The sequence below is a fragment of the Paraburkholderia sp. RHO2 genome (assembly GCF_050955445.1).
Taxonomy (GTDB): Bacteria; Actinomycetota; Actinomycetes; order Mycobacteriales; family Mycobacteriaceae; genus Prescottella; species Prescottella agglutinans_A.
Window position 1 is genome coordinate 2,227,025 of record NZ_CP162617.1, and the last position, 18,528, is coordinate 2,245,552.

At 69.5% G+C, this 18,528-nt stretch carries 19 protein-coding genes; 11 read left to right on the plus strand and 8 right to left on the minus strand.

Features of this window, described 5'->3' with window-relative positions; all coding sequences use genetic code 11:
• Positions 1-10 precede the first annotated feature (10 nt).
• Positions 11-934 carry a diacylglycerol kinase gene (locus ABTV10_RS10280; protein WP_499034498.1) on the minus strand — a complete coding sequence of 308 codons (924 nt, stop codon included), beginning with the start codon at positions 932-934 and terminating at the stop codon, positions 11-13.
• Complete coding sequence (locus ABTV10_RS10285) at positions 931-2,559, minus strand: FAD-binding oxidoreductase (RefSeq protein WP_499034499.1); 1,629 nt, start codon at positions 2,557-2,559, stop codon at positions 931-933. The genes ABTV10_RS10280 and ABTV10_RS10285 overlap by 4 nt, the downstream gene beginning before the upstream one ends.
• Positions 2,560-2,579: 20 nt before the next feature.
• On the opposite strand from ABTV10_RS10285, the gene ABTV10_RS10290 reads away from it, so the two are divergent.
• Both ABTV10_RS10290 and ABTV10_RS10295 read left to right on the plus strand, forming a co-directional pair.
• Positions 2,580-3,167, plus strand: coding sequence for a TetR/AcrR family transcriptional regulator (locus ABTV10_RS10290; RefSeq protein ID WP_499034501.1), 588 nt, complete (start codon positions 2,580-2,582; stop codon positions 3,165-3,167).
• 25 nt (positions 3,168-3,192) lie between these two features.
• On the plus strand, positions 3,193-4,701 hold the full coding sequence (locus ABTV10_RS10295; protein ID WP_499034503.1) for a glycerol-3-phosphate dehydrogenase/oxidase: 1,509 nt from the start codon (positions 3,193-3,195) through the stop codon (positions 4,699-4,701).
• Between the two features lie 26 nt (positions 4,702-4,727).
• Here ABTV10_RS10295 and ABTV10_RS10300 read toward each other — a convergent pair whose 3' ends face one another.
• Positions 4,728-5,195: an SRPBCC family protein gene (locus ABTV10_RS10300; protein WP_499034505.1), complete on the minus strand. Its 468-nt coding sequence runs from the start codon at positions 5,193-5,195 to the stop codon at positions 4,728-4,730.
• Positions 5,196-5,331: 136 nt separating this feature from the next.
• Here ABTV10_RS10300 and ABTV10_RS10305 point away from each other — a divergent pair, with 136 nt between their 5' ends.
• From ABTV10_RS10305 to recX, 5 genes are all read left to right on the plus strand, one after another.
• Positions 5,332-6,315 carry an LLM class F420-dependent oxidoreductase gene (locus ABTV10_RS10305; protein WP_499034506.1) on the plus strand — a complete coding sequence of 328 codons (984 nt, stop codon included), beginning with the start codon at positions 5,332-5,334 and terminating at the stop codon, positions 6,313-6,315.
• Positions 6,316-6,386: 71 nt separating this feature from the next.
• Complete coding sequence (locus ABTV10_RS10310; protein ID WP_499034509.1) at positions 6,387-7,535, plus strand: glycosyltransferase; 1,149 nt, start codon at positions 6,387-6,389, stop codon at positions 7,533-7,535.
• Positions 7,536-7,575: 40 nt separating this feature from the next.
• Positions 7,576-7,770, plus strand: coding sequence for a DUF3046 domain-containing protein (locus ABTV10_RS10315; RefSeq protein ID WP_433612323.1), 195 nt, complete (start codon positions 7,576-7,578; stop codon positions 7,768-7,770).
• Between the two features lie 185 nt (positions 7,771-7,955).
• Positions 7,956-8,993, plus strand: a complete 1,038-nt coding sequence (recA, locus tag ABTV10_RS10320; RefSeq protein WP_433612325.1) for a recombinase RecA — start codon at positions 7,956-7,958, stop codon at positions 8,991-8,993.
• Positions 8,994-9,055: 62 nt separating this feature from the next.
• On the plus strand, positions 9,056-9,703 hold the full coding sequence (gene recX / locus ABTV10_RS10325) for a recombination regulator RecX (RefSeq protein ID WP_499034512.1): 648 nt from the start codon (positions 9,056-9,058) through the stop codon (positions 9,701-9,703).
• A gap of 53 nt (positions 9,704-9,756) precedes the next feature.
• Here the strand turns inward: recX and ABTV10_RS10330 are convergent, their stop codons facing one another.
• The 4 genes from ABTV10_RS10330 to ABTV10_RS10345 are packed head-to-tail and all read right to left on the minus strand — an operon-like array spanning position 9,757 to position 12,970.
• Positions 9,757-10,680, minus strand: coding sequence for an amino acid ABC transporter permease (locus ABTV10_RS10330; protein ID WP_433612329.1), 924 nt, complete (start codon positions 10,678-10,680; stop codon positions 9,757-9,759).
• Positions 10,677-11,360, minus strand: a complete 684-nt coding sequence (locus tag ABTV10_RS10335; RefSeq protein WP_499034515.1) for an amino acid ABC transporter permease — start codon at positions 11,358-11,360, stop codon at positions 10,677-10,679. The genes ABTV10_RS10330 and ABTV10_RS10335 overlap by 4 nt, the downstream gene beginning before the upstream one ends.
• A 15-nt stretch (positions 11,361-11,375) precedes the next feature.
• Positions 11,376-12,221, minus strand: a complete 846-nt coding sequence (locus ABTV10_RS10340) for a glutamate ABC transporter substrate-binding protein (RefSeq protein ID WP_499034516.1) — start codon at positions 12,219-12,221, stop codon at positions 11,376-11,378.
• Between the two features lie 20 nt (positions 12,222-12,241).
• Positions 12,242-12,970, minus strand: a complete 729-nt coding sequence (locus ABTV10_RS10345) for an amino acid ABC transporter ATP-binding protein (protein WP_433613377.1) — start codon at positions 12,968-12,970, stop codon at positions 12,242-12,244.
• Positions 12,971-13,158: 188 nt separating this feature from the next.
• On the opposite strand from ABTV10_RS10345, the gene miaB reads away from it, so the two are divergent.
• Positions 13,159-14,676, plus strand: a complete 1,518-nt coding sequence (gene miaB / locus ABTV10_RS10350) for a tRNA (N6-isopentenyl adenosine(37)-C2)-methylthiotransferase MiaB (RefSeq protein ID WP_499034518.1) — start codon at positions 13,159-13,161, stop codon at positions 14,674-14,676.
• Positions 14,673-15,278 (plus strand): Rv2732c family membrane protein, encoded by a 606-nt coding sequence (locus ABTV10_RS10355; RefSeq protein WP_499034519.1) that lies wholly within the window; start codon positions 14,673-14,675, stop codon positions 15,276-15,278. Before miaB ends, ABTV10_RS10355 begins: the two co-directional genes overlap by 4 nt.
• Positions 15,279-15,344: 66 nt before the next feature.
• Here the strand turns inward: ABTV10_RS10355 and ABTV10_RS10360 are convergent, their stop codons facing one another.
• The gene (locus ABTV10_RS10360; RefSeq protein ID WP_499034521.1) at positions 15,345-16,697 is read right to left on the minus strand and encodes a DUF349 domain-containing protein; all 1,353 of its coding nucleotides are present in this window, start codon (positions 16,695-16,697) and stop codon (positions 15,345-15,347) included.
• Between the two features lie 167 nt (positions 16,698-16,864).
• Between ABTV10_RS10360 and ABTV10_RS10365 the strand changes: the two genes are divergently transcribed.
• Both ABTV10_RS10365 and miaA read left to right on the plus strand, forming a co-directional pair.
• A complete protein-coding gene (locus ABTV10_RS10365) occupies positions 16,865-17,608 on the plus strand; it encodes a class III extradiol ring-cleavage dioxygenase family protein (RefSeq protein ID WP_499034523.1) in 744 nt (247 codons plus the stop codon).
• On the plus strand, positions 17,605-18,516 hold the full coding sequence (gene miaA, locus ABTV10_RS10370) for a tRNA (adenosine(37)-N6)-dimethylallyltransferase MiaA (RefSeq protein ID WP_499034525.1): 912 nt from the start codon (positions 17,605-17,607) through the stop codon (positions 18,514-18,516). Before ABTV10_RS10365 ends, miaA begins: the two co-directional genes overlap by 4 nt.
• Positions 18,517-18,528: the final 12 nt, after the last annotated feature.

Consider the following 18,528-nt stretch of genomic DNA (forward strand, 5'->3'; position numbering starts at 1 on the left):
CGGCCCGTCGCTACCGCAGCGGTGCGCCGACGATGACGCGGCCGGCCCCCGGTACCGCCTCGATGTCGAGCGGCAGCTGCCCGACGAACTCGCCGTCGGCATACGACGTCACCGGGATGCCGCGAGCGGAGCCTGCGGAGCGACCCGGAATCGGAGCCTCGAGCCGGAGCGTGCGGGTGCGGTACGTCTCGACCTCGTCGAGCTCCACGTGGGTGCCCTTGTAGACGGTGGGGAACAGGCGGACCAGCTTGAGCCGGCCGCCCGACTTCACCACCGTGACGTCGAGTAGTCCGTCGTCGAGCACCGCGTTCGGGGTGATGAGCATGCCGCCCCCGTAGGAGGTGCCGTTGCCCACCGACACCATCGTTGCGTCGAGTTCGACGGTGCGGTCGTCGAGGACGATCCGGTACGGGATCGGCTTCAACTGCGCCAGCTCGACCAGCATCGCGACGTTGTAGCGCATCGGGCCCTTGGGCCAGCGCATCCGATTGGCGCGGTCGGTGACGAGGGCGTCGAATCCGCTCGACAGTACGGTGCCGAACCAGCGGTCCCCGACCTTCGCCAGGTCGATCGTGGCCACCTCGCCGTCGGCGATGATGTCGGCGGCGGTGACCGCGTTGTCGACCGGGATGTGGAACAGGCGGGCGTGGTCGTTGCCGGTGCCGCCGGGAATGATGCCGAGCGGAGTTCCGGTCTGGGCCAACGCCTGCCACGCGATGCTGACGAGTCCGTCGCCGCCGGCCGCGACGAGCGCGTCGGTGCCGGCGGCGACGGCCTTGCGCGCGAGTTCGAGGGCCTCGTCGGCGGTCCGGCCCTCGATCTCGGTGACCGTGACGCCGAGTTCCCGCAGGCGGGTGACGGCAGCCGCGGCCGCCCACGGGGCGTGACCGCCACCAGCCGTGGGATTCGTCAGGACGGTAACCGACCTCGTCATGGGATCAGCTTGCCAGGGTTGAGGATTCCGGAGGGGTCGATTGCGTCCTTGACCGCGCGCAGGACCTGCGTCCCGAGCGCGCCCACCTCGCTCTCCATCCACGGTCGGTGGTCGCGGCCGACAGCGTGGTGGTGGGTGATGGTGCCTCCGGCGGCGACGATCGCGTCACCCGCCGCGCGCTTGGCGGCCGCCCACTGCGACAGCGGATCCGCCGCCTGTGCGCACACGACCGTGAAGTACAGCGACGCGCCGGTCTGGTAGGTGTGCGAGATGTGGCACATCACGAGCGCCGGAGTGCCTTGGGCGGCAAGTGATTCGGTCAGGGCCGTGGTCACGGCGGTCCGCAGGTTCGCGAGATTGGACCAGCGCGTGGCAGTTTCGAGCGTCTCGGCGATGGCGCCGGCGTTCAGCAGGGCGTCGCGCAGGTAGGGGGCGTCGAACCGGCCGTGTTCCCACGACTGCGCCGGACCCTCGCCGAGCGCGGTGCCTCCCGCGGCCGCGAGCAGCGCCGTGGCCTCCGCGTAGCGCGCCTGGACGTGGGCGTCGGTGCCCTCGAACGTCGTGATCGCGAGGCACCCGGAGGTCGGGCTGTCGCCGCCGATGTCGCCGGCGAGTGCCAGGTTGATGCCGGTCTCGGCCTCGTCGGACAGCCGCATGACAGTCGGGGCGGACCCGGACTGCGCGACGGCCCGCAGGGCGGCGGCGCCGGTCTCGAAGTCGGGGAACGACCATGCCTGGTACGCGGTGTGCTCGGGGACCGGGTGCACCCGCAGGCCCACCTCGGTGATGATGCCGAGCGTGCCCTCGGAGCCGACGAACAGCTCGCGCAGGTCCGGCCCGGCGGCGGACGCGGGGCCGCGCCCGAGTTCGAGGGTGCCCGACGGGGTCGCGACGCGCAGCCACTCCACCATGTCGTCGAAGCGGCCGTAGCCGGCGGACGCCTGGCCCGACGACCGCGTGGCCGCGAATCCGCCGATGGTCGCGAACTGGAAACTCTGCGGGAAGTGCCCGAGCGAGAAGCCGTGCACACCGAGAAGCTGCTCGGCCTGGGGTCCGGTCACACCGGCCTGCAGCGTCGCGACACCGGAGATCGGATCGAGGTCGACCAGGGCGTCCAGTCGGCGCAGGTCGAGCGCGACGACGGAGCCGAAGCGGCCGCGCGCGGGATCGACGCCGCCGACGACGGTGGTGCCGCCGCCGAACGGCACCACGGCGATGCCCTCGGCCGCGCAGAAGCGCAGCAGCGCCAGCACCTCGTCGTGCGAGCCGGGCAGCAGCACCGCGTCGGGTGCGTCCTGCTCGCCGGTGGACTTGCGGCGCAACAGGTCCGGGGTGCTCTTGCCGCCCGCGTGTCGCAGCCGCGTCGCGGTGTCGGTGCGCACGTTGTCGGGGCCGAGGAGGTCCTCGAGGGCGTGGACGAGCGGGGTGCCGAGCGCGGTCTCGCGGACGATCGCGTCGGCTTCGGTGGGCGGCGGGGACTGCTCGGCGGACACTCCGAGCGCCTGCTGGAGGAGGGCCGTGACCTGGGGCGACAGGTGGCGACGGGACTCCGCGACGCCCCAGGCGTCCCACTCCATGGTGGGCGCTTCGGCGGCGGGGAACTCGGGCACGAATGCTTGGGACATGCGTTACAGTGTTACACACGATGTCTATTCGTAACGATGTTTCCGATTCGCTCACCGTCGACGACCTGATCCTCGACGCGACACGCTCGTGCGTGCTCGACTTCGGGCTGCGGCGCACGACACTCGCCGAGGTCGCCCGCCGCGCGGGGGTGAGTCGACCCACCGTCTACCGGCGCTGGCCCGACACCCGGGCCGTCGTCGGCGACCTGTTGACGCGTGAGATCCGCGTCGCGATCCCCGACATGGACGGCGACGAACCGGCGCGTGCCCAGCTGGTGCGGGCGGCGGTCGACGTCGCGACCGGGATGCGCGAGCACCCGCTGTTCGTGAAGATCCTGCGATCGGATCCCGACCTGCTGATGACCTACATCGTCGACCGGCTCGGCACGAGCCAGCGGGCGATCGTCGAGCGTGTGGCGCTGGCGGTCGCGGCGGGCCAGCACGACGGATCGATCCGGGCCGGCGACCCCACGCACCTCGCGGCGATGGTGCTGCTGATCGCCCAGTCGGCCGTCCAGTCGGCCGGCATGATCGCCGAGGTGCTCCCCGCGGCCGAACTCACCGCCGAGTTGGAGATCGCCGTCGACTCCTATCTCGCGCCCCGCTGACCACAAACCCATTCCAGGAGGAACAGTGCAGGACAATCCGCAGTCGGCGCTCAACGCGGACCGTCGCAGTCGGGACCTCTCGGCCCTCGGTGACGGTGGAACCGTCGACCTACTCGTGATCGGTGGCGGCATCACCGGCGTCGGGACGGCCCTCGATGCGGCGTCGCGCGGCCTGCGCACGGTTCTCGTCGACAAGCACGACCTCGCGTTCGGGACCAGCCGCTGGAGCTCCAAGCTCGCGCACGGCGGGTTGCGTTACCTGGCGTCGGGCAACGTCGGGATCGCGCGCGAGAGTGCCGTCGAACGCGGCATCCTCATGACCCGCACGGCCCCGCACCTGGTGCGGGCGCTGCCGCAGCTGGTGCCGCTGCTCCCGTCGGTGAGCTTCTTCGAGAAGTCGCTCGTCCGGGTCGGATTCCTGGCGGGCGACGCGTTGCGGGCGACGGCCCGTACGCCGTCCTCGGTGCTGCCGCGGTCGCGGCGGATCGGGGCGGACCAGGCCCGCAAGCTCGCACCGACGGTGCGCAGGGAGGGACTGCGCGGCGGACTGCTCGCGTACGACGGTCAGCTCGTCGACGACGCGCGCTTGGTCGTCGCTCTGGCGCGCACGGCCGCCGCGCACAGCGCCACCATCCTGACCCGCGTCGGTGCCTACGACGTGACCGGCGAGTCGGCCCGGCTGCGCGACGAGCTGACCGGTGAGGAGATGACGATCCGGGCCCGCGCCGTCGTCAACGCCGCCGGCGTCTGGGCGGATCAGGTCGACCCCGACATCCGGCTCAAGCCCAGCCGCGGCACCCACCTGGTGCTGCCCGCGGAGCTGCTCGGCAACCCGACCGCGGCGCTGACCGTGCCGATCCCGGGGGAGACCAACCGCTTCGTGTTCGCGCTGCCCGCACAGCTCGGCCGTGTCTACCTCGGGCTGACCGACGAGGCCGTCGACTCCGTCCCGGACGTGCCGGTCGCGTCGGACGGCGAGATCGACTTCCTCCTCGACACCGTCAACACCGCGCTCGCGACGCCGCTCACGCGCTCCGACGTGCTCGGCACCTTCGCGGGGCTGCGCCCGCTGCTCGACTCGGGCGAGGGAAAGACCGCCGACCTGTCCCGCAATCACGCGGTGCTGCGCTCGTCGAACGGCGTGGTCAGCGTCGTGGGCGGCAAGCTCACCACCTATCGGAAGATGGCGCAGGATGCCGTCGACGCCGCGGTTGCGGCCGGCGGACTCACCGCCCGCACGTGCGTGACGACCGATCTACCCGCGGTGGGCGCGGCGCGGACTGCGCCGCGGAATCTGCCGCCGTCGCTGGTCGCCCGGTACGGCAGCGAGGCCGCACTGGTCGCCGAGGCCGGTGAGCTGACGCCGATCGCCGACGGCATCGACGTCACCCACGCCGAACTGGCCTTCGCCGTAAGTCACGAGGGCGCGCTCGACGTGGGTGATCTCCTCGACCGGCGCACCCGGATCGGGCTCGTCCCCGGCGACCGGGAGCGGGCGCTGCCGGCCGCGGAGCGGGCGCTGAGCGGAAGGTGATCGCTCCCGTGCGGGCGTGAGCTCCGCTAGCGGGCTGCGATGTGCTCCGCCAGCAGATCGAGGTTCTCGCCGTGGTCGTCGCCCACCCTGCCCAGCAGGCCGGTTGCGAGGAGCAGCCAGGACAGCAGCTGCGCACCGGGTTTTCCTCCGAGTGCCGGGCGGAAGCGGACGGTTTCGGTCACGAGGTGGCCGCCGTCGGCGGGTTCCATGGTGAGCACCACGTTCTGCCGGATGCCCCGCTGTTTGCCGGAGATCTCGAATACTTCGTTCGGCACATGCCGAACGATTGTCCAACGGACGACGTCGAAGTCGCATTCGGCACCGTGCTTGCTGTCCCAGCCATGCCCGGCGGCCATTTCGAAGTCGGGCGGGAGCACGGCCTCCGTCTTGTGTTCCTCGTACAGGCTCGTCTCCACCGGGTGGGTGAACGCGTGCCAGATGAGGTCCGGGTCGCCTTCCAGCGTTCGCCGGTTGGTGAAGGATGCGTAGCCCACGACTGCCCCCTGAAGATGTGGCCCGGCCCTGAGGTGACGGTGTCGTCGCCGGGCGTTGCGGGACACAGTAGCTTCGGTGGGTCGGACCCGACTATTCGCGTCGGTCGATCACCGGTCTCGGCGTAGCGTCGATTGCATGAGTATTCGGTTGGGATACCAGATTCCGAACTTCAGCTACTCGACTCCCGTGCGCGACCTGTTTCCCACTGTCATCACCCAAGCTCGCGAGGCGGAAGCGGCCGGATTCGACGCCGTGCTCGTGATGGATCACTTCTACCAGCTCCCGGGTCTCGGCGAGCCCGACGAGCCGATGCTCGAGTCGTACACGGCGCTCGCGGGGATCGCGACAGCCACCGAGTCGATCCAGCTGTCGGCGCTCGTCACCGGCAACACGTATCGCAATCCCGCGATGCTGGCCAAGACGGTGTCGACTCTCGACGTCGTCAGCGGCGGCCGCGCAGTCCTGGGCATCGGCGCCGGCTGGTTCGAACTGGAACACCGCCAACTCGGGTTCGAGTTCGGCACGTTCACCGACCGGTTCGAGCGACTCGGCGAGGCGCTGCAGATCATCGCCCCGATGCTGCACGGTGAGCGGCCCACATTCGACGGCAAGTGGTACCGCGTCGAGAACGCGATCAACGAGCCACGGTTCCGCGACAACCTGCCGATCATGCTGGGCGGCGGCGGCGAGAGGAAGACGTTCGCACTGGCGGCCCGCTACGCCGACCATCTCAACGTCATCGCCAACGCCGTCGAACTGCCGCGCAAGCTCGAGGCGCTCGCGCAGCGCTGCGAGGAGATCGGCCGGGACCGGTCGACCCTCGAGACGAGCTTCCTGGCGTCCGTCATTGTCGACGAGGACGGCGACAAGGCGCGGGAGATGCAGCGCGAGTTCCTGCTGTCCCGAGGTGTCGACCTGTCGGCGCTCTCGGTCGACGAGCGGGCGGCCGCCACCGACCGCCAGTTCGTGGGGAGCCCCGACGAGGTGGCCGAGCAGATCAAGACCCGCGTCCTCGACCCCGGGATCGACGGCGTCATCGTCAACGTCGTCGTCAACGGGCATCAGCCGGGAGTCGTCGAACTCGTCGGACGCACGCTCGGACCTCTGGTGCGCAACTGAGAACGCCCGGCGGCGCCGCGATCCGTACCGGTGCGGGGCGACAACGCGTCGTCGTGTGGCACGCTGTCCGGATGCGAGTAGCTGTCGTCGCCGGACCCGAGGCCGGTCACGCCGTCCCGGCCCTTGCGTTGTGTCGCAAATTCCTTGCCGCGGGCGACGATCCGGTGTTCTTCTCCGACGGGCGCTGGCTCGATGTCGCCCGCGGCATCGGGATCGAGGCCCGGAAACTGGGTGGCCTCGCGCCGCGTGACATCGACGACGACGCCGACTCCGGTGCCAAGATCCACGGCCGAGCCGCGCACGTCTCGACGGCACTGCTGCCCGACATGCGGGCCGTCGCACCGGATCTCGTGGTGTCCGACGTCATCACCGTCGGCGGCGGCCTGGCGGCCGAACGACTCGGGGTGCCGTGGGTGGAACTGTCGCCGCACCCGCTCTACCTGCCGTCGAAAGGGCTGCCGCCCATCGGGTCCGGTCTCGCTCCCGGCGCGGGTATCCGCGGGCGGGTGCGCGACGTGGTGCTGCGCGCCATGACCGCCCCCGCCATCCGGAAGGGCCAGGCGCAGCGCGGTGCAGCGCGGACAAGTGTCGGGCTCCCGGCAGAGGATCCCGGGCCCGCGGCCCGGCTGATCGCGACGCTGCCCGCCCTCGAGGTGCCGCGGCCGGACTGGCCGTCGAACGCGCACGTCGTCGGCCCGCTCGTGTGGGAACCTGCCGACAACGTGCTCGATCCGCCGCCCGGCGACGGCCCGCTGATCGTCCTGGCGCCGTCCACCGCCTCGACGGGCGCCGGCGGGATGCTCGACACCGCGATCCGGGCGCTCGACGGCCTGGGGGTGCGGATGCTCGTGACGCTGTTCGAGACGCCCGACGTGGAGCTGCCCGACTGGGTGCGCGCCGGCTACGGGCGACAGGACGAGATGCTGCGGCACGCGTCCGCCCTCGTGTGCGGGGCCGGGCACGGCGTCCTCGCCAAGGGGCTTCTCGCCGGGGTTCCGCTCGTGACGGTGCCCGGCGGCGGCGACCAGTGGGAAGTGGCGAACCGCGTCGCCCGCCAGGGCAGCGGCGTCCTGATCCGCCCGCTGTCCGTCGACGCCCTCCGCGACGGGGTGCGACGTGTCCTCGACGACCCGTCGTTCGCCGCGGCTGCGCGGAAGGCCGCGGACGGCGTCGTCGACGTCGAGGATCCCGTCGCGGTGTGCCGCGCCGTGCTGGGATGAGCCGCGATGCCCGACGTCGGGCTCCGCTACCGTGGCAGGTGTGCGACTGACCGAATTCCATGATCTCGTCCGGGAAGAGTTCGGACAGGTCCGGGGCGACTCCCTCCTCGTCGACCACGTGATTCTCAGCCTGGGCGCCAAGACCGCCGCCGACGCGATCGAGGACGGCATCGACCCCCGGATCGTCTGGCGAGCGCTGTGTGACGAATTCGACGTCCCGCCGCAGCGGAGATAGCGGCGGCGGACGCCGTTCGGTGATTGACTCGAACACATGTTCGCCTATGCTGGGGTTATCCCTTGCTGTCCATGAGTTACCGCCGGGTGCGGCAGTGTCGGGGCGTTCGGGTCGGCGAAGTTGTCGGTACCGGGCTCTAACCTGAACCACAGATCGCTGGACGAGACTTCGAAAAGAGGACCACGATGGCACCACAGGCACACGACCGCGACAAGGCGCTCGAACTGGCGCTGGCCCAGATCGACAAGAGCTTCGGCAAGGGTTCGGTGATGCGCCTGGGCGAGGAGGCTCGTCAGCCCATCGCCGTGATCCCCACGGGATCGATCGCGCTCGACGTGGCGCTGGGCATCGGCGGTCTGCCGCGTGGCCGTGTCGTCGAGATCTACGGTCCGGAATCCTCGGGTAAGACGACGGTCGCCCTCCACGCGGTGGCGAACGCGCAGGCCAACGGCGGCATCGCGGCCTTCATCGACGCCGAGCACGCGCTCGATCCGGAGTACGCCCGCAAGCTCGGCGTCGACACCGACGCACTGCTGGTCTCCCAGCCGGACACCGGTGAGCAGGCCCTCGAGATCGCCGACATGCTGATCCGCTCCGGCGCCCTCGACATCATCGTGGTCGACTCGGTCGCCGCGCTCGTGCCGCGCGCCGAGATCGAGGGCGAGATGGGCGACAGCCACGTCGGTCTGCAGGCGCGACTGATGAGCCAGGCGCTGCGGAAGATGACCGGTGCGCTCAACAACTCGGGCACCACCGCGATCTTCATCAACCAGCTGCGCGAGAAGATCGGCGTGATGTTCGGCTCGCCCGAGACCACGACCGGTGGTAAGGCGCTCAAGTTCTACTCCTCGGTCCGCCTCGATGTGCGCCGCATCGAGACCCTCAAGGACGGCACCGACGCGGTCGGCAACCGCACCCGCGTCAAGGTCGTGAAGAACAAGGTGTCGCCGCCGTTCAAGCAGGCCGAGTTCGACATCCTGTACGGCCAGGGCATCAGCAAGGAGGGCTCGCTGATCGACATGGGTGTCGAGCACGGGTTCATCCGCAAGTCGGGTTCCTGGTACACGTACGAGGGCGACCAGCTGGGTCAGGGCAAGGAGAATGCCCGCAAGTTCCTGCTCGAGAACACCGACATCCGTGACGAGATCGAGAAGAAGATCAAGGAGAAGCTCGGCATCGGCGCGGTCCTGACCGACGAGGACGCCGAGTCGGCCGACTTCTAGGCCCGTGACGATCGTCTCCGGCCCGACCGGTAGGGGCCCGGGCCGGAGACGAATCCTCAGCCATGAGAGACGACAGCAGTCACAACAACAGTCACTACGACCAGTACGGCAGTGACGACGTCACCACCGGACGGCGCCGTGCATCGAACCGGGGGCGCGGACGGCCCGTCGGGGAGGACGGTGAGCCGTTCGAGCTGAAAGGCAGCCCGGTGACGCTGGCGGCCCGGGCGAAGGACGTGTGCCTGCGGCTGCTCACCGAGCGCGCCCGCAGCCGTGCGGAACTCGACCAGAAGCTCGTGCAGAAGGGCTACCCGCGGGCGGTGATCGACTCGGTCCTCGCCCGGCTCGCCGAGGTGGGGCTCGTCGACGATGCCGCCTTCGCCGAGCAGTGGGTCCACTCCCGCCACACGTACTCGGGGCGGGGCCGTCGTGCGCTGTCGATGGAACTGCAGCGCAAGGGAATCGACCAGCAGACCTCCACCGAGGCGCTGTCTCAGATCAGCGCCGACGACGAACGTGAGCGCGCGGCCGATCTGGTCCGCAAGAAGCTTGCACGAACTACCGCCGATGACATCGCCGACCGCGACGACCGGGAACGACTGATGCGGCGACTCGTCGGCATGCTCGCGCGGCGGGGATACCCGGCGTCCATGTCGTTCGCGGTCGTCAAGGCGGAGCTGGCCGACCTCGGCGGCGAAGACGAAAACTGAAGGGCTCGCGGAGGAATAGTTCCTCCGCGAGCCCTTCGGGGTGCTCGTACCGATCAGCGCGGCGGCCGCGACTGCACGGTGTCGCTGAAATCGTCGATGCCCGGGGCGCCGTCGAGTTCGTTGGCGTCGATCGGAACGACTACCGGTCGCCCGCCCTTCTTGCCGCCGGTGCGGAGTCGCTTCTCCAGCCACGTCGCGAACGAGGTGAGCGCGAAGTTGATGACCACCATGATCACGCCCACGACCACCAGCGCAGCGAAGAAGTTGCGGTAGTACGACGCCGACTGCTGGCCACTGCGGATCAACTCGACGTAGCCGATCTGGTAGCCGAGCGCCGAATCCTTCAGCGCGACAACCATCTGCGATACCAGTGCCGGCAGCATCGTCGTGATCGCCTGCGGGAGCAGGATCAACCGCATCATCTGGTTCTTGCGCATGCCGAGCGCCGACGCCGCCTCCGTCTGACCCTTCGGCAGCGACAGGATGCCCGCCCGGAGGATCTCGGCGATCACCGAGCCGTTGTACAGCGTCAGGCCCACCACGACCGCGGCGAGCGCCAGCTGGCTCGACGGGAAGACGCCGTACTGCGCGAACGCCTGGTAGGCGAAGATCATCAGGATCAGCACCGGGATCGCGCGGAAGAACTCGACGACCGCACCGCTGATCCAGCGGACCCACCGGTGGTCCGAGAGCCGGCCGATGCCGAGGATGGCGCCGAGGATCAGCGCGAACACGATCGACAGGGACGCCGCCAGCAGCGTGCCCTTCAGGCCGGGCAGCAGGTAGGTGGTCCACGTGAAGTGGTTCAGGAACGGCGACCACTTGTCGGCCTCGAGCTGACCGTTCTCGGCCAGAACATTGAGTACGTACAGCGCGACCGCGACCAGCACGATGCCGAAGGCGATCGCGATCAGCCGGTTGCGGACCCGGGCGCGGGGTCCGGGAGTATCGAAGAGAACGCTCGCCTGCTGGGTCATCGCTTCACCGCCAAACGCTTGCCGAGATAACCGAACAGGAAGCCCACCGGCAACGTCAGGATCATGAAGCCGATGGCGAAGATTCCGAAGACGAGGAACAGCTTGTCCGACTCGTTCTCGATCATCGTCTTCATGAGCAGCGACGCCTCGGCCACGCCGATCGCCGAGGCGATCGTGGTGTTCTTGGTCAGGGCGATCAGCACACTGCCGAGCGGTGCGATGACCGATCGGAAGGCCTGGGGGAGCACGATCAGTCGGATGCTCTGACCGAACGTCAGACCCAGCGAGCGGGCCGCCTCGGCCTGCCCCATGGGAACGGTGTTGATGCCGGATCGCAGCGACTCACAGACGAAAGCCGACGTGTAGACCACGAATCCGAGCACCGCGAGCCGGAAGTTGTTCTGGTCGATGAACTGCGGTGAATCCTCGGGTGCGAAGTGCACGCCCAGGTTCTGGTACAGGCCCACCGAGCAGAACACGATGATCAGCGTCAGCGGCGTGTTGCGGAAGATGTTGACGTACCAGGTCGCGAAGATCCGCAGGATCGGCACGGGGGAGACCCGCATGCCGGCGAGGATGGTGCCCCAGATCAGCGCGCCGAGCGCCGACCAGAAGGTGAGCTGCACGGTCGTCCAGAACGCGCTGACGAGCTGGTCGCCGTAAGTATCGATAAGTCCCATGTCACCTCCTCCGCGTCAGTACCGGTCGACCGTCGGGGGCGCCGGCAGCGCGTAACCCGACTCGCCCATGGTCTCCTGCAGTGCCCGTTCCCACGCGCCGGTCGCGATCATGTCCTCGATGGCATCGTTGATCTTCATGCGAGTTTCGGTCTCGCCCTTCGGTAGACCGACGCCGTACAGCTCGGTGGTGAACGGCTGGCCCGCGAGCTTGAACTCGCCGGGGTACTGCGCGGAGTACCCGGCCAGGATGATGTCGTCGGTGGTCAGGGCGTCGACCTTGCCCCGGTGCAGCGCCTCGACGCACGACGAGTAGCTGTCGAACTGCTGCAGCTGGACGCCCGGGTACGACTTCTTGATCTTCTGCGCGGGAGTCGAGCCCGACACCGAGCACAGCTTCTTGCCGCCCTCGAGCGAATCGGCCCCGGTGATCGAGTCGTCGTCCGCGCGCACCAGCAGCGACTGGCCCGCGACGTAGTACGGGCCGGCGAAGTCGACGACCTTCTTGCGGTTGTCGGTGATCGAGTACGTGCCGACGACGAAGTCGACCTCACCGTTCTTGATCAGGTTCTCGCGCTGCGCCGACGGCGCCTCCCGCCACGTGATGCCGCTCTCCGGGACACCGAGGTAGTTCGCGATGTACTTGGCGACCTCGACGTCGAAGCCGGTCATGGTCTTGTCCGGTTCGCGCAGCGCCAGCCCGGGCTGGTCGTACTTGGTGCCGATCGTGAGGTGGCCGTCGGCGGCGTCGGCCAGGACGTCGCGGGGCTCGCTGCTGCCGCACGCGGACGCCGTGAGCACGACGGCGGTCAGCGCCGCGACGACACCCAGCACGCGGGGCGATCTGATTCGAATGCGTCTCATGATGGTTCTTCCGTCCCCGCTCAGTGTCCGAGGATCTTGCCGAGGAAGTCCTTGGCGCGATCAGACTTCGGTGCGGTGAAGAACGTGTCCGGATCGGTGTCCTCGAGGATCGAGCCGTCCGCCATGAAGATGATCCGGTCGGCGGCCTTGCGCGCGAACCCCATCTCGTGGGTCACGACGATCATCGTCATGCCCTCCTTGGCGAGGGTCACCATGACGTCGAGGACCTCGTTGACCATCTCGGGGTCGAGGGCGGACGTCGGCTCGTCGAACAGCATGACCTTGGGGTCCATCGCGAGCGACCGGGCGATGGCCACGCGCTGCTGCTGGCCACCGGACAGCTGCGCCGGGTACTTGTCGGCCTGCGTCCCGATACCGACGCGGTCGAGTAGCGCCAGTGCGCGTTCCTTCGCCTGCGCCTTGTCGATCCGGCGGACCTTGACCGGCGCGAGCATGACGTTCTCGAGCACCGTCTTGTGGGCGAACAGGTTGAAGCTCTGGAACACCATCCCGACGTCGGAGCGCAGGCGCGCGAGCGCGCGACCCTCGGCCGGGACCGGCACACCGTCGATCGTGACGGTGCCCTGATCGATGGGTTCGAGGCGGTTGATGGTCCGGCAGAGGGTGGACTTGCCCGACCCGGATGGGCCGAGCATCACGACCACTTGGCCGGCCGGGATCTCCAGGTCGATGTTCTTCAGAACGTGCAGGTCACCGTAGTGCTTGTTGACCCCCTGCATGGAGATCATCGACTTGGTTCCGGTAGCCGCTCCGGTGGTCTCAGGCTGCGTCATAACGCGTAACCCTAGCTGCACTTATTCCGTACCTGTTGGTCCAGCGCGCCCTGATCTTGAACGATACAGATCCGGGGGTGGTCACGGACGGGTCGATGTGTGGCCCCAGCAGGCGGTTTTGTGTGGGGCCGTACCCTGGACGCGTGGAGACGATCGACCAGAACAGCGGGCGCAGCTACGAGGTCCGCACGTACGGCTGCCAGATGAACGTGCACGACTCCGAGCGGTTGTCCGGCCTGCTCGAGGATGCCGGCTACACGAAGGCCGTGCCGGGTGAGCAGGCGGACCTGGTCGTCTTCAACACGTGCGCGGTGCGCGAGAACGCGGACAACAAGCTGTACGGCAATCTCAGCCACCTGGCGCCCGTCAAGGAGGAGCGCCCCGGCATGCAGATCGCCGTCGGCGGCTGCCTCGCCCAGAAGGACCGCGACACCGTCGTCAAGAAGGCGCCGTGGGTGGATGTCGTGTTCGGCACCCACAACATCGGCTCGCTGCCCGCCCTGCTCGAGCGCGCCCGGCACAACCGGAAGGCGGAGGTCGAGATCCTCGAATCGCTCGAGGCGTTCCCGTCGACGCTGCCCGCCAAGCGCGAGTCCGCGTACGCGGGCTGGGTGTCGATCTCGGTCGGCTGCAACAACACGTGCACGTTCTGCATCGTGCCGTCGCTGCGCGGCAAGGAGGTCGACCGTCGTCCCGGCGACATCCTGGCCGAGGTGCAGGCGCTCGTGAACGAGGGTGTGCTCGAGGTGACGCTGCTCGGTCAGAACGTCAACTCCTACGGCGTCTCCTTCGCCGATCCGGAGCTTCCGCGCGATCGCGGTGCCTTCGCGAAGCTGCTGCAGGCGTGCGGCGGGATCGAGGGCCTCGAGCGCGTGCGCTTCACGTCGCCGCACCCGGCCGAGTTCACCGACGACGTCATCGAGGCGATGGCCACCACGCCGAACGTGTGCCCGCAGCTGCACATGCCGCTGCAGTCCGGCTCGGACCGCGTGCTCAAGGCGATGCGCCGGTCGTACCGCAGCGCCAAGTTCCTCGCCATCATCGAGAAGGTGCGCGCCGCGATGCCGCACGCGGCCATCACGACCGACATCATCGTCGGCTTCCCCGGCGAGACCGAGGAGGACTTCCAGGCCACGCTCGACGTGGTCCGGCAGGCCCGGTTCACCAGCGCGTTCACGTTCCAGTACTCCAAGCGCCCGGGCACACCGGCCGCGGAGATGGAGGGTCAGCTACCCAAAGCCGTTGTGCAGGAACGCTACGACCGCCTCATCGCGCTGCAGGAGGAGATCACTCTCGAGGAGAACCGCAAGCTCGTCGGCGCCGAGGTCGAGCTGTTGATCACCGCCGGTGACGGCCGCAAGAACGCCGAGACCGCGCGCATGAGCGGCCGGGCCCGCGACGGTCGACTCGTCCACTTCCGGCCCGTGGGCAACCTCGACGGCGACCTGCGCCCCGGCGACGTCATCACCGTCGTCGTGACCGCGGCCGCGCCGCACCACCTCGTCGCCGACGAGCCGATCCTCACCCACCGGCGCACCCGTGCCGGAGATTCGTTCGAACGAGGGGTCACACCCAAGACCCCGCCGATCGGCGTCGGGCTGGGACTGCCCCAGGTGGGCGTCCCCGCTCCGCTGCCAGCACAGACAGGATGCAACGCATGAGCGAGCGCGGCGACGCCGCCGGTGACGAGAACCGGCCCGCCGGCAACGGTTCGGATCCGATGGCGGAGTACGAGAAGGACTTCGAGGCCGCGGAGAAGAAGATCGCGGGCGAGATCGACCCCGGTGTCCGTGCGGTCGTCGTGGCGGTCTGCGTGCTCGTGCTCTTGCTGTCGTTCACACTGCCGCACGCCGGATCGGCGAACGGCTGGGACGTTCTGGTCTACGCGCAGTCCGCGGTCGACGAGCACATCAAGCTGCCGTCGCGGATCTTCGTGTGGCTCGCGCTGGTCTTCGGCGGCGTCTTCTCGATCCTCGCGCTCGTCACCCGTCGCTGGGTGCTCGCGTGGATCGCGGTCGCCGGCACCGCGGTGTCCGCGGTGTTCGGCATGCTCGCGGTCTGGTCGCGGCAGACACTCCCGCTCGCCGAGTCGGGCAGTGCCGGTCCGGGGATCGGCCTGATCCTGGGCTGGATCACCGTCATCGTCCTGACGTTCCACTGGATCAAGGTGGTGTGGAGTCGGACCGCGATGCAGTTGGCGGCCGAGGAGGAGCGACGACGGGCCGCCGCGGACGACGCCGACCACGGCGACTGGACCGTGTGAGTCCGAGAACGAACGAGGGGTGCGACACCGACCGGCGTCGCACCCCTCACTCGTCTCCAGGACGTGTCAGCGCTCGTTGACGGCGCCCTCGGCCGCCGCGGCCCACTCGCGCCACTGCTGTGCCTGGGCGAGGGCCTTCTCGGCATCCTTGGACCGGCCGGCGGCCGTCGCCTTCGCGGCCTGCTCCTCGAACTGGGCGACGCGTTCGCGGAACTGGGCGGCCCGCGCCAACGCCTCGGGATCGCTTCGGCGCCACTCGGAGTCGGCCGCGTCGCGGACCCGCTTCTCGATCGCGCGCAGCTTGGTCTCGAGGTCGTGCATGCGCTCGCGAGGCACCTTGCCGATCTCGTCCCACTTCTCCTGCAGGTCACGCAGGGCCGCGCGAGCCGCGTCGAGATCCTTCTCGGGATCGATGCCGTCGGCGCCCTTCAGCAGCTCCTCCTTGGCGAGCGCGTTCTGGGCGAACTCGGCGTCACGTTCGGACGCGGCGGCGTTGCGGGCCGCGAAGAACACGTCCTGCGCCTCCTTGAACTGCCGCCACAGCGCATCGTCCGCCTCGCGGGGTGCACGCCCGGCGGCCTTCCACTCGGCGAGCAGGTCCCGGAACTGCGCCGCGGTCGGGCCCCAGTCGGTGGAGGTGGACAGTGCCACCGCCTGGGCGACCAGGTCCTCCTTGCGGGTCTTGGCGGTCGCGCGTTCCCGGTCCAGTTCGGCGAAGTGAGTGCCCCGGCGGCGATTGAACGTCTCACGCGCCTTCGCGAACCGACGCCAGAGCGCGTCGTCGCTCTTGCGATCGAGACCGCGGATGGTCTTCCACTCGTCGAGGATCTCGCGCAGCCGATCGCCGGCGGCCTTCCACTGCGTGGACTCGGCACCGATCTGCTCGGCCTCCGCCGCCAGCGCCTCCTTGCGGGCGGTCTGCTCCTTGCGGGACTGTTCCTTGTCGTGCTTGGCCTGTTCCTCGGCCTGCTCCGACCCCTCGATGATCGCCGTCAGCCGGGCGCTGAGGGCGTCGATGTCGCCGATGACCGCCGCGGTCGGAAGCGAATCCGCGATGGCGCGGGCCGCGGACCGGGTTTTCTTCGCGTCCCCCGCCCCGGAGGCGAGGCGGGCCTCGAGGAGCGCCACCTCGGTCGCGAGGTCGTCGTAGCGTCGTCCGAAGTGGGCCAGCCCCTCGGCCGCGTCACCAGCCTGCCACGAGCCGATCTGACGTTCGCCCTCGGCCGTCTTGACCCACGCGGTGCCGTCTTCGTCGACTCGGCCGAAGAGGCTCGGGTCGCTCGCGGCGACGGCAGGCGTGGCGTGGCTCGGAGCCGGACCGGGCTTGGGTGAGCCGGATTTCACAGCACCGGGCTTGGCGCCGGGCTTCGGGGCACCCGGCTTGGGGGAACCCGGCTTGGGTGCGTTGCTCTCGGTCATAGCTCCTCGTCTCTGCCGCGCGTCACGGCTGCCTGATCGCACTGTCGCCTCCCGTTCGCGCCCGACCGGTCTTTCGGAATGGGCGGGAGCCTGCAGCGACTGTCAAGACTATTGAAACAGGTATGACCCCGGGAAGGCGTCACCTCGGTCGACTACCGTTGCGCAGTGTGTTGACCGCCGCCGCTTTCGTGCCCTCGCCGCCGCTGCTCGTGCCCCAGTTGGCTGGTGCCGCAGCATCGGAAACCGACCGGTTGCGCAGGTCGGCGCTCGATGTGTCGACGCGCCTGGGTGTCTCGTGCGCGGAGTGGACGGTGCTCGGGGTCGCCGAGCGCGGGATGCCGTCGGTCACCGACGTCGATCCCGAATCGTGCGGCACATTCGCGGGTTTCGGCGTCGATGTGCGAGTGTGCTTGTCGCCCGACGTATCCGAGCGCGACGATGCCGACCGGTCGATGCCGCTGACGGCGCTTGTCGCGGGCTGGCTGCGTGGACAGGCGGCGCCCGAGTCCCGGCTCCGGGTGCGGTTGTTGTCGCCCGACGCCTCGGCCGACGAGTGCGCGCGGGTGGGAGAGTCGTTGCGCCGCGAACTCGACGCACGCCCGACGCCGCAGGCGATCCTCGTGGTCGCCGACGGTGCGAACACATTGACGGACAAGGCCCCCGGCGCCTTCGACGCCCGGTCCGCCGACGTGCAGGTGGCGTTGGATGCGGCGCTCGCCGAGGGTGACTGCGGTGCGCTGGATCGCCTGGACCCCGCACTGTGCAGTGCGATCGGGCTGCCCGGGCGTGCTGCGTGGCAGACGCTTTCGGCGGTGTTCGGCGGCGCGAACGGTGGTCCGAGCAAGTCCGAGTCGCTCTACACGGGCGCGCCGTACGGTGTCGGCTACCACGTCGGGATGTGGCTGCCGTGACCGATCGGACCCCGATCGCCGTCGTCGGCCCCACCGCGACCGGGAAGTCGGACCTCGGCCTCGATCTCGCGGAGCGCCTGGGCGGCGAGATCGTCAACATCGACGCGATGCAGCTCTACCGCGGCATGGACGTCGGCACGGCCAAGCTCACCCCGGCCGAGCGGCGCGGCATCGTCCACCACCAGCTCGACGTGCTGGACGTGACCGAGACCGCCACCGTGGCCCGGTACCAAGAGTCCGCGTCCCGCGACGTCGAGGACATCCGGGCCCGGGGCGCGGTGCCGATCATCGTCGGCGGCTCGATGATGTACGTGCAGTCGCTACTCGACGAGTGGTCGTTCCCCGCGACCGATCCGCAGATCCGTGCGCACTGGGAGTCGGTGCTCGCCGAGCGCGGGGTCGCGGCTGTGCACGCCGAACTGGCCCGGGTCGATCCCGACGCGGCGGCGTCGATCCTGCCCACCGACGGTCGCCGCATCGTGCGGGCGCTCGAGGTGGTCCAGCTCACGGGACAACCCTTCGCCGCGTCGGCACCGAAGATCGGTGAACCCCGTTGGGGCACAGTCATCATCGGTGTCGACCGGGAGACCGAGGCGCTCGACGCCCGGATCCGGCTGCGGACCGATCTGATGTTCGACAAGGGACTGGTCGACGAGGTCCGGGGTCTGGTCGACGTCGGGCTCCGGGACGGTGTCACCGCGCAGCGCGCGATCGGGTACGCCCAGGTGCTCGCGATGTTCGGCGGCGAATACGACCTCGCCGAGGCGCTCGAGCGCACGTTCATCGGCACCCGCCGGTACGTCCGCCGGCAGCGGTCGTGGTTCCGGCGGGACCCACGGGTGCACTGGCTCGACGGCGCCGATCCGAACCTCGTCGACCACGCGCTGCGGCTGGTCGAGGGACAGTGACGCACGGGCCCG

Bases quoted from the DNA above. Each gene is read 5' to 3' on its own strand.
- ABTV10_RS10280 (WP_499034498.1), bottom strand. From the start codon at position 934: ATGACGAGGTCGGTTACCGTCCTGACGAATCCCACGGCTGGTGGCGGT.
- ABTV10_RS10285 (WP_499034499.1), bottom strand. From the start codon at position 2,559: ATGTCCCAAGCATTCGTGCCCGAGTTCCCCGCCGCCGAAGCGCCCACC.
- ABTV10_RS10290 (WP_499034501.1), top strand. From the start codon at position 2,580: ATGTCTATTCGTAACGATGTTTCCGATTCGCTCACCGTCGACGACCTG.
- ABTV10_RS10305 (WP_499034506.1), top strand. From the start codon at position 5,332: ATGAGTATTCGGTTGGGATACCAGATTCCGAACTTCAGCTACTCGACT.
- ABTV10_RS10310 (WP_499034509.1), top strand. From the start codon at position 6,387: ATGCGAGTAGCTGTCGTCGCCGGACCCGAGGCCGGTCACGCCGTCCCG.
- recA (WP_433612325.1), top strand. From the start codon at position 7,956: ATGGCACCACAGGCACACGACCGCGACAAGGCGCTCGAACTGGCGCTG.
- recX (WP_499034512.1), top strand. From the start codon at position 9,056: ATGAGAGACGACAGCAGTCACAACAACAGTCACTACGACCAGTACGGC.
- ABTV10_RS10330 (WP_433612329.1), bottom strand. From the start codon at position 10,680: ATGACCCAGCAGGCGAGCGTTCTCTTCGATACTCCCGGACCCCGCGCC.
- ABTV10_RS10335 (WP_499034515.1), bottom strand. From the start codon at position 11,360: ATGGGACTTATCGATACTTACGGCGACCAGCTCGTCAGCGCGTTCTGG.
- ABTV10_RS10340 (WP_499034516.1), bottom strand. From the start codon at position 12,221: ATGAGACGCATTCGAATCAGATCGCCCCGCGTGCTGGGTGTCGTCGCG.
- ABTV10_RS10345 (WP_433613377.1), bottom strand. From the start codon at position 12,970: ATGATCTCCATGCAGGGGGTCAACAAGCACTACGGTGACCTGCACGTT.
- ABTV10_RS10355 (WP_499034519.1), top strand. From the start codon at position 14,673: ATGAGCGAGCGCGGCGACGCCGCCGGTGACGAGAACCGGCCCGCCGGC.
- ABTV10_RS10360 (WP_499034521.1), bottom strand. From the start codon at position 16,697: ATGACCGAGAGCAACGCACCCAAGCCGGGTTCCCCCAAGCCGGGTGCC.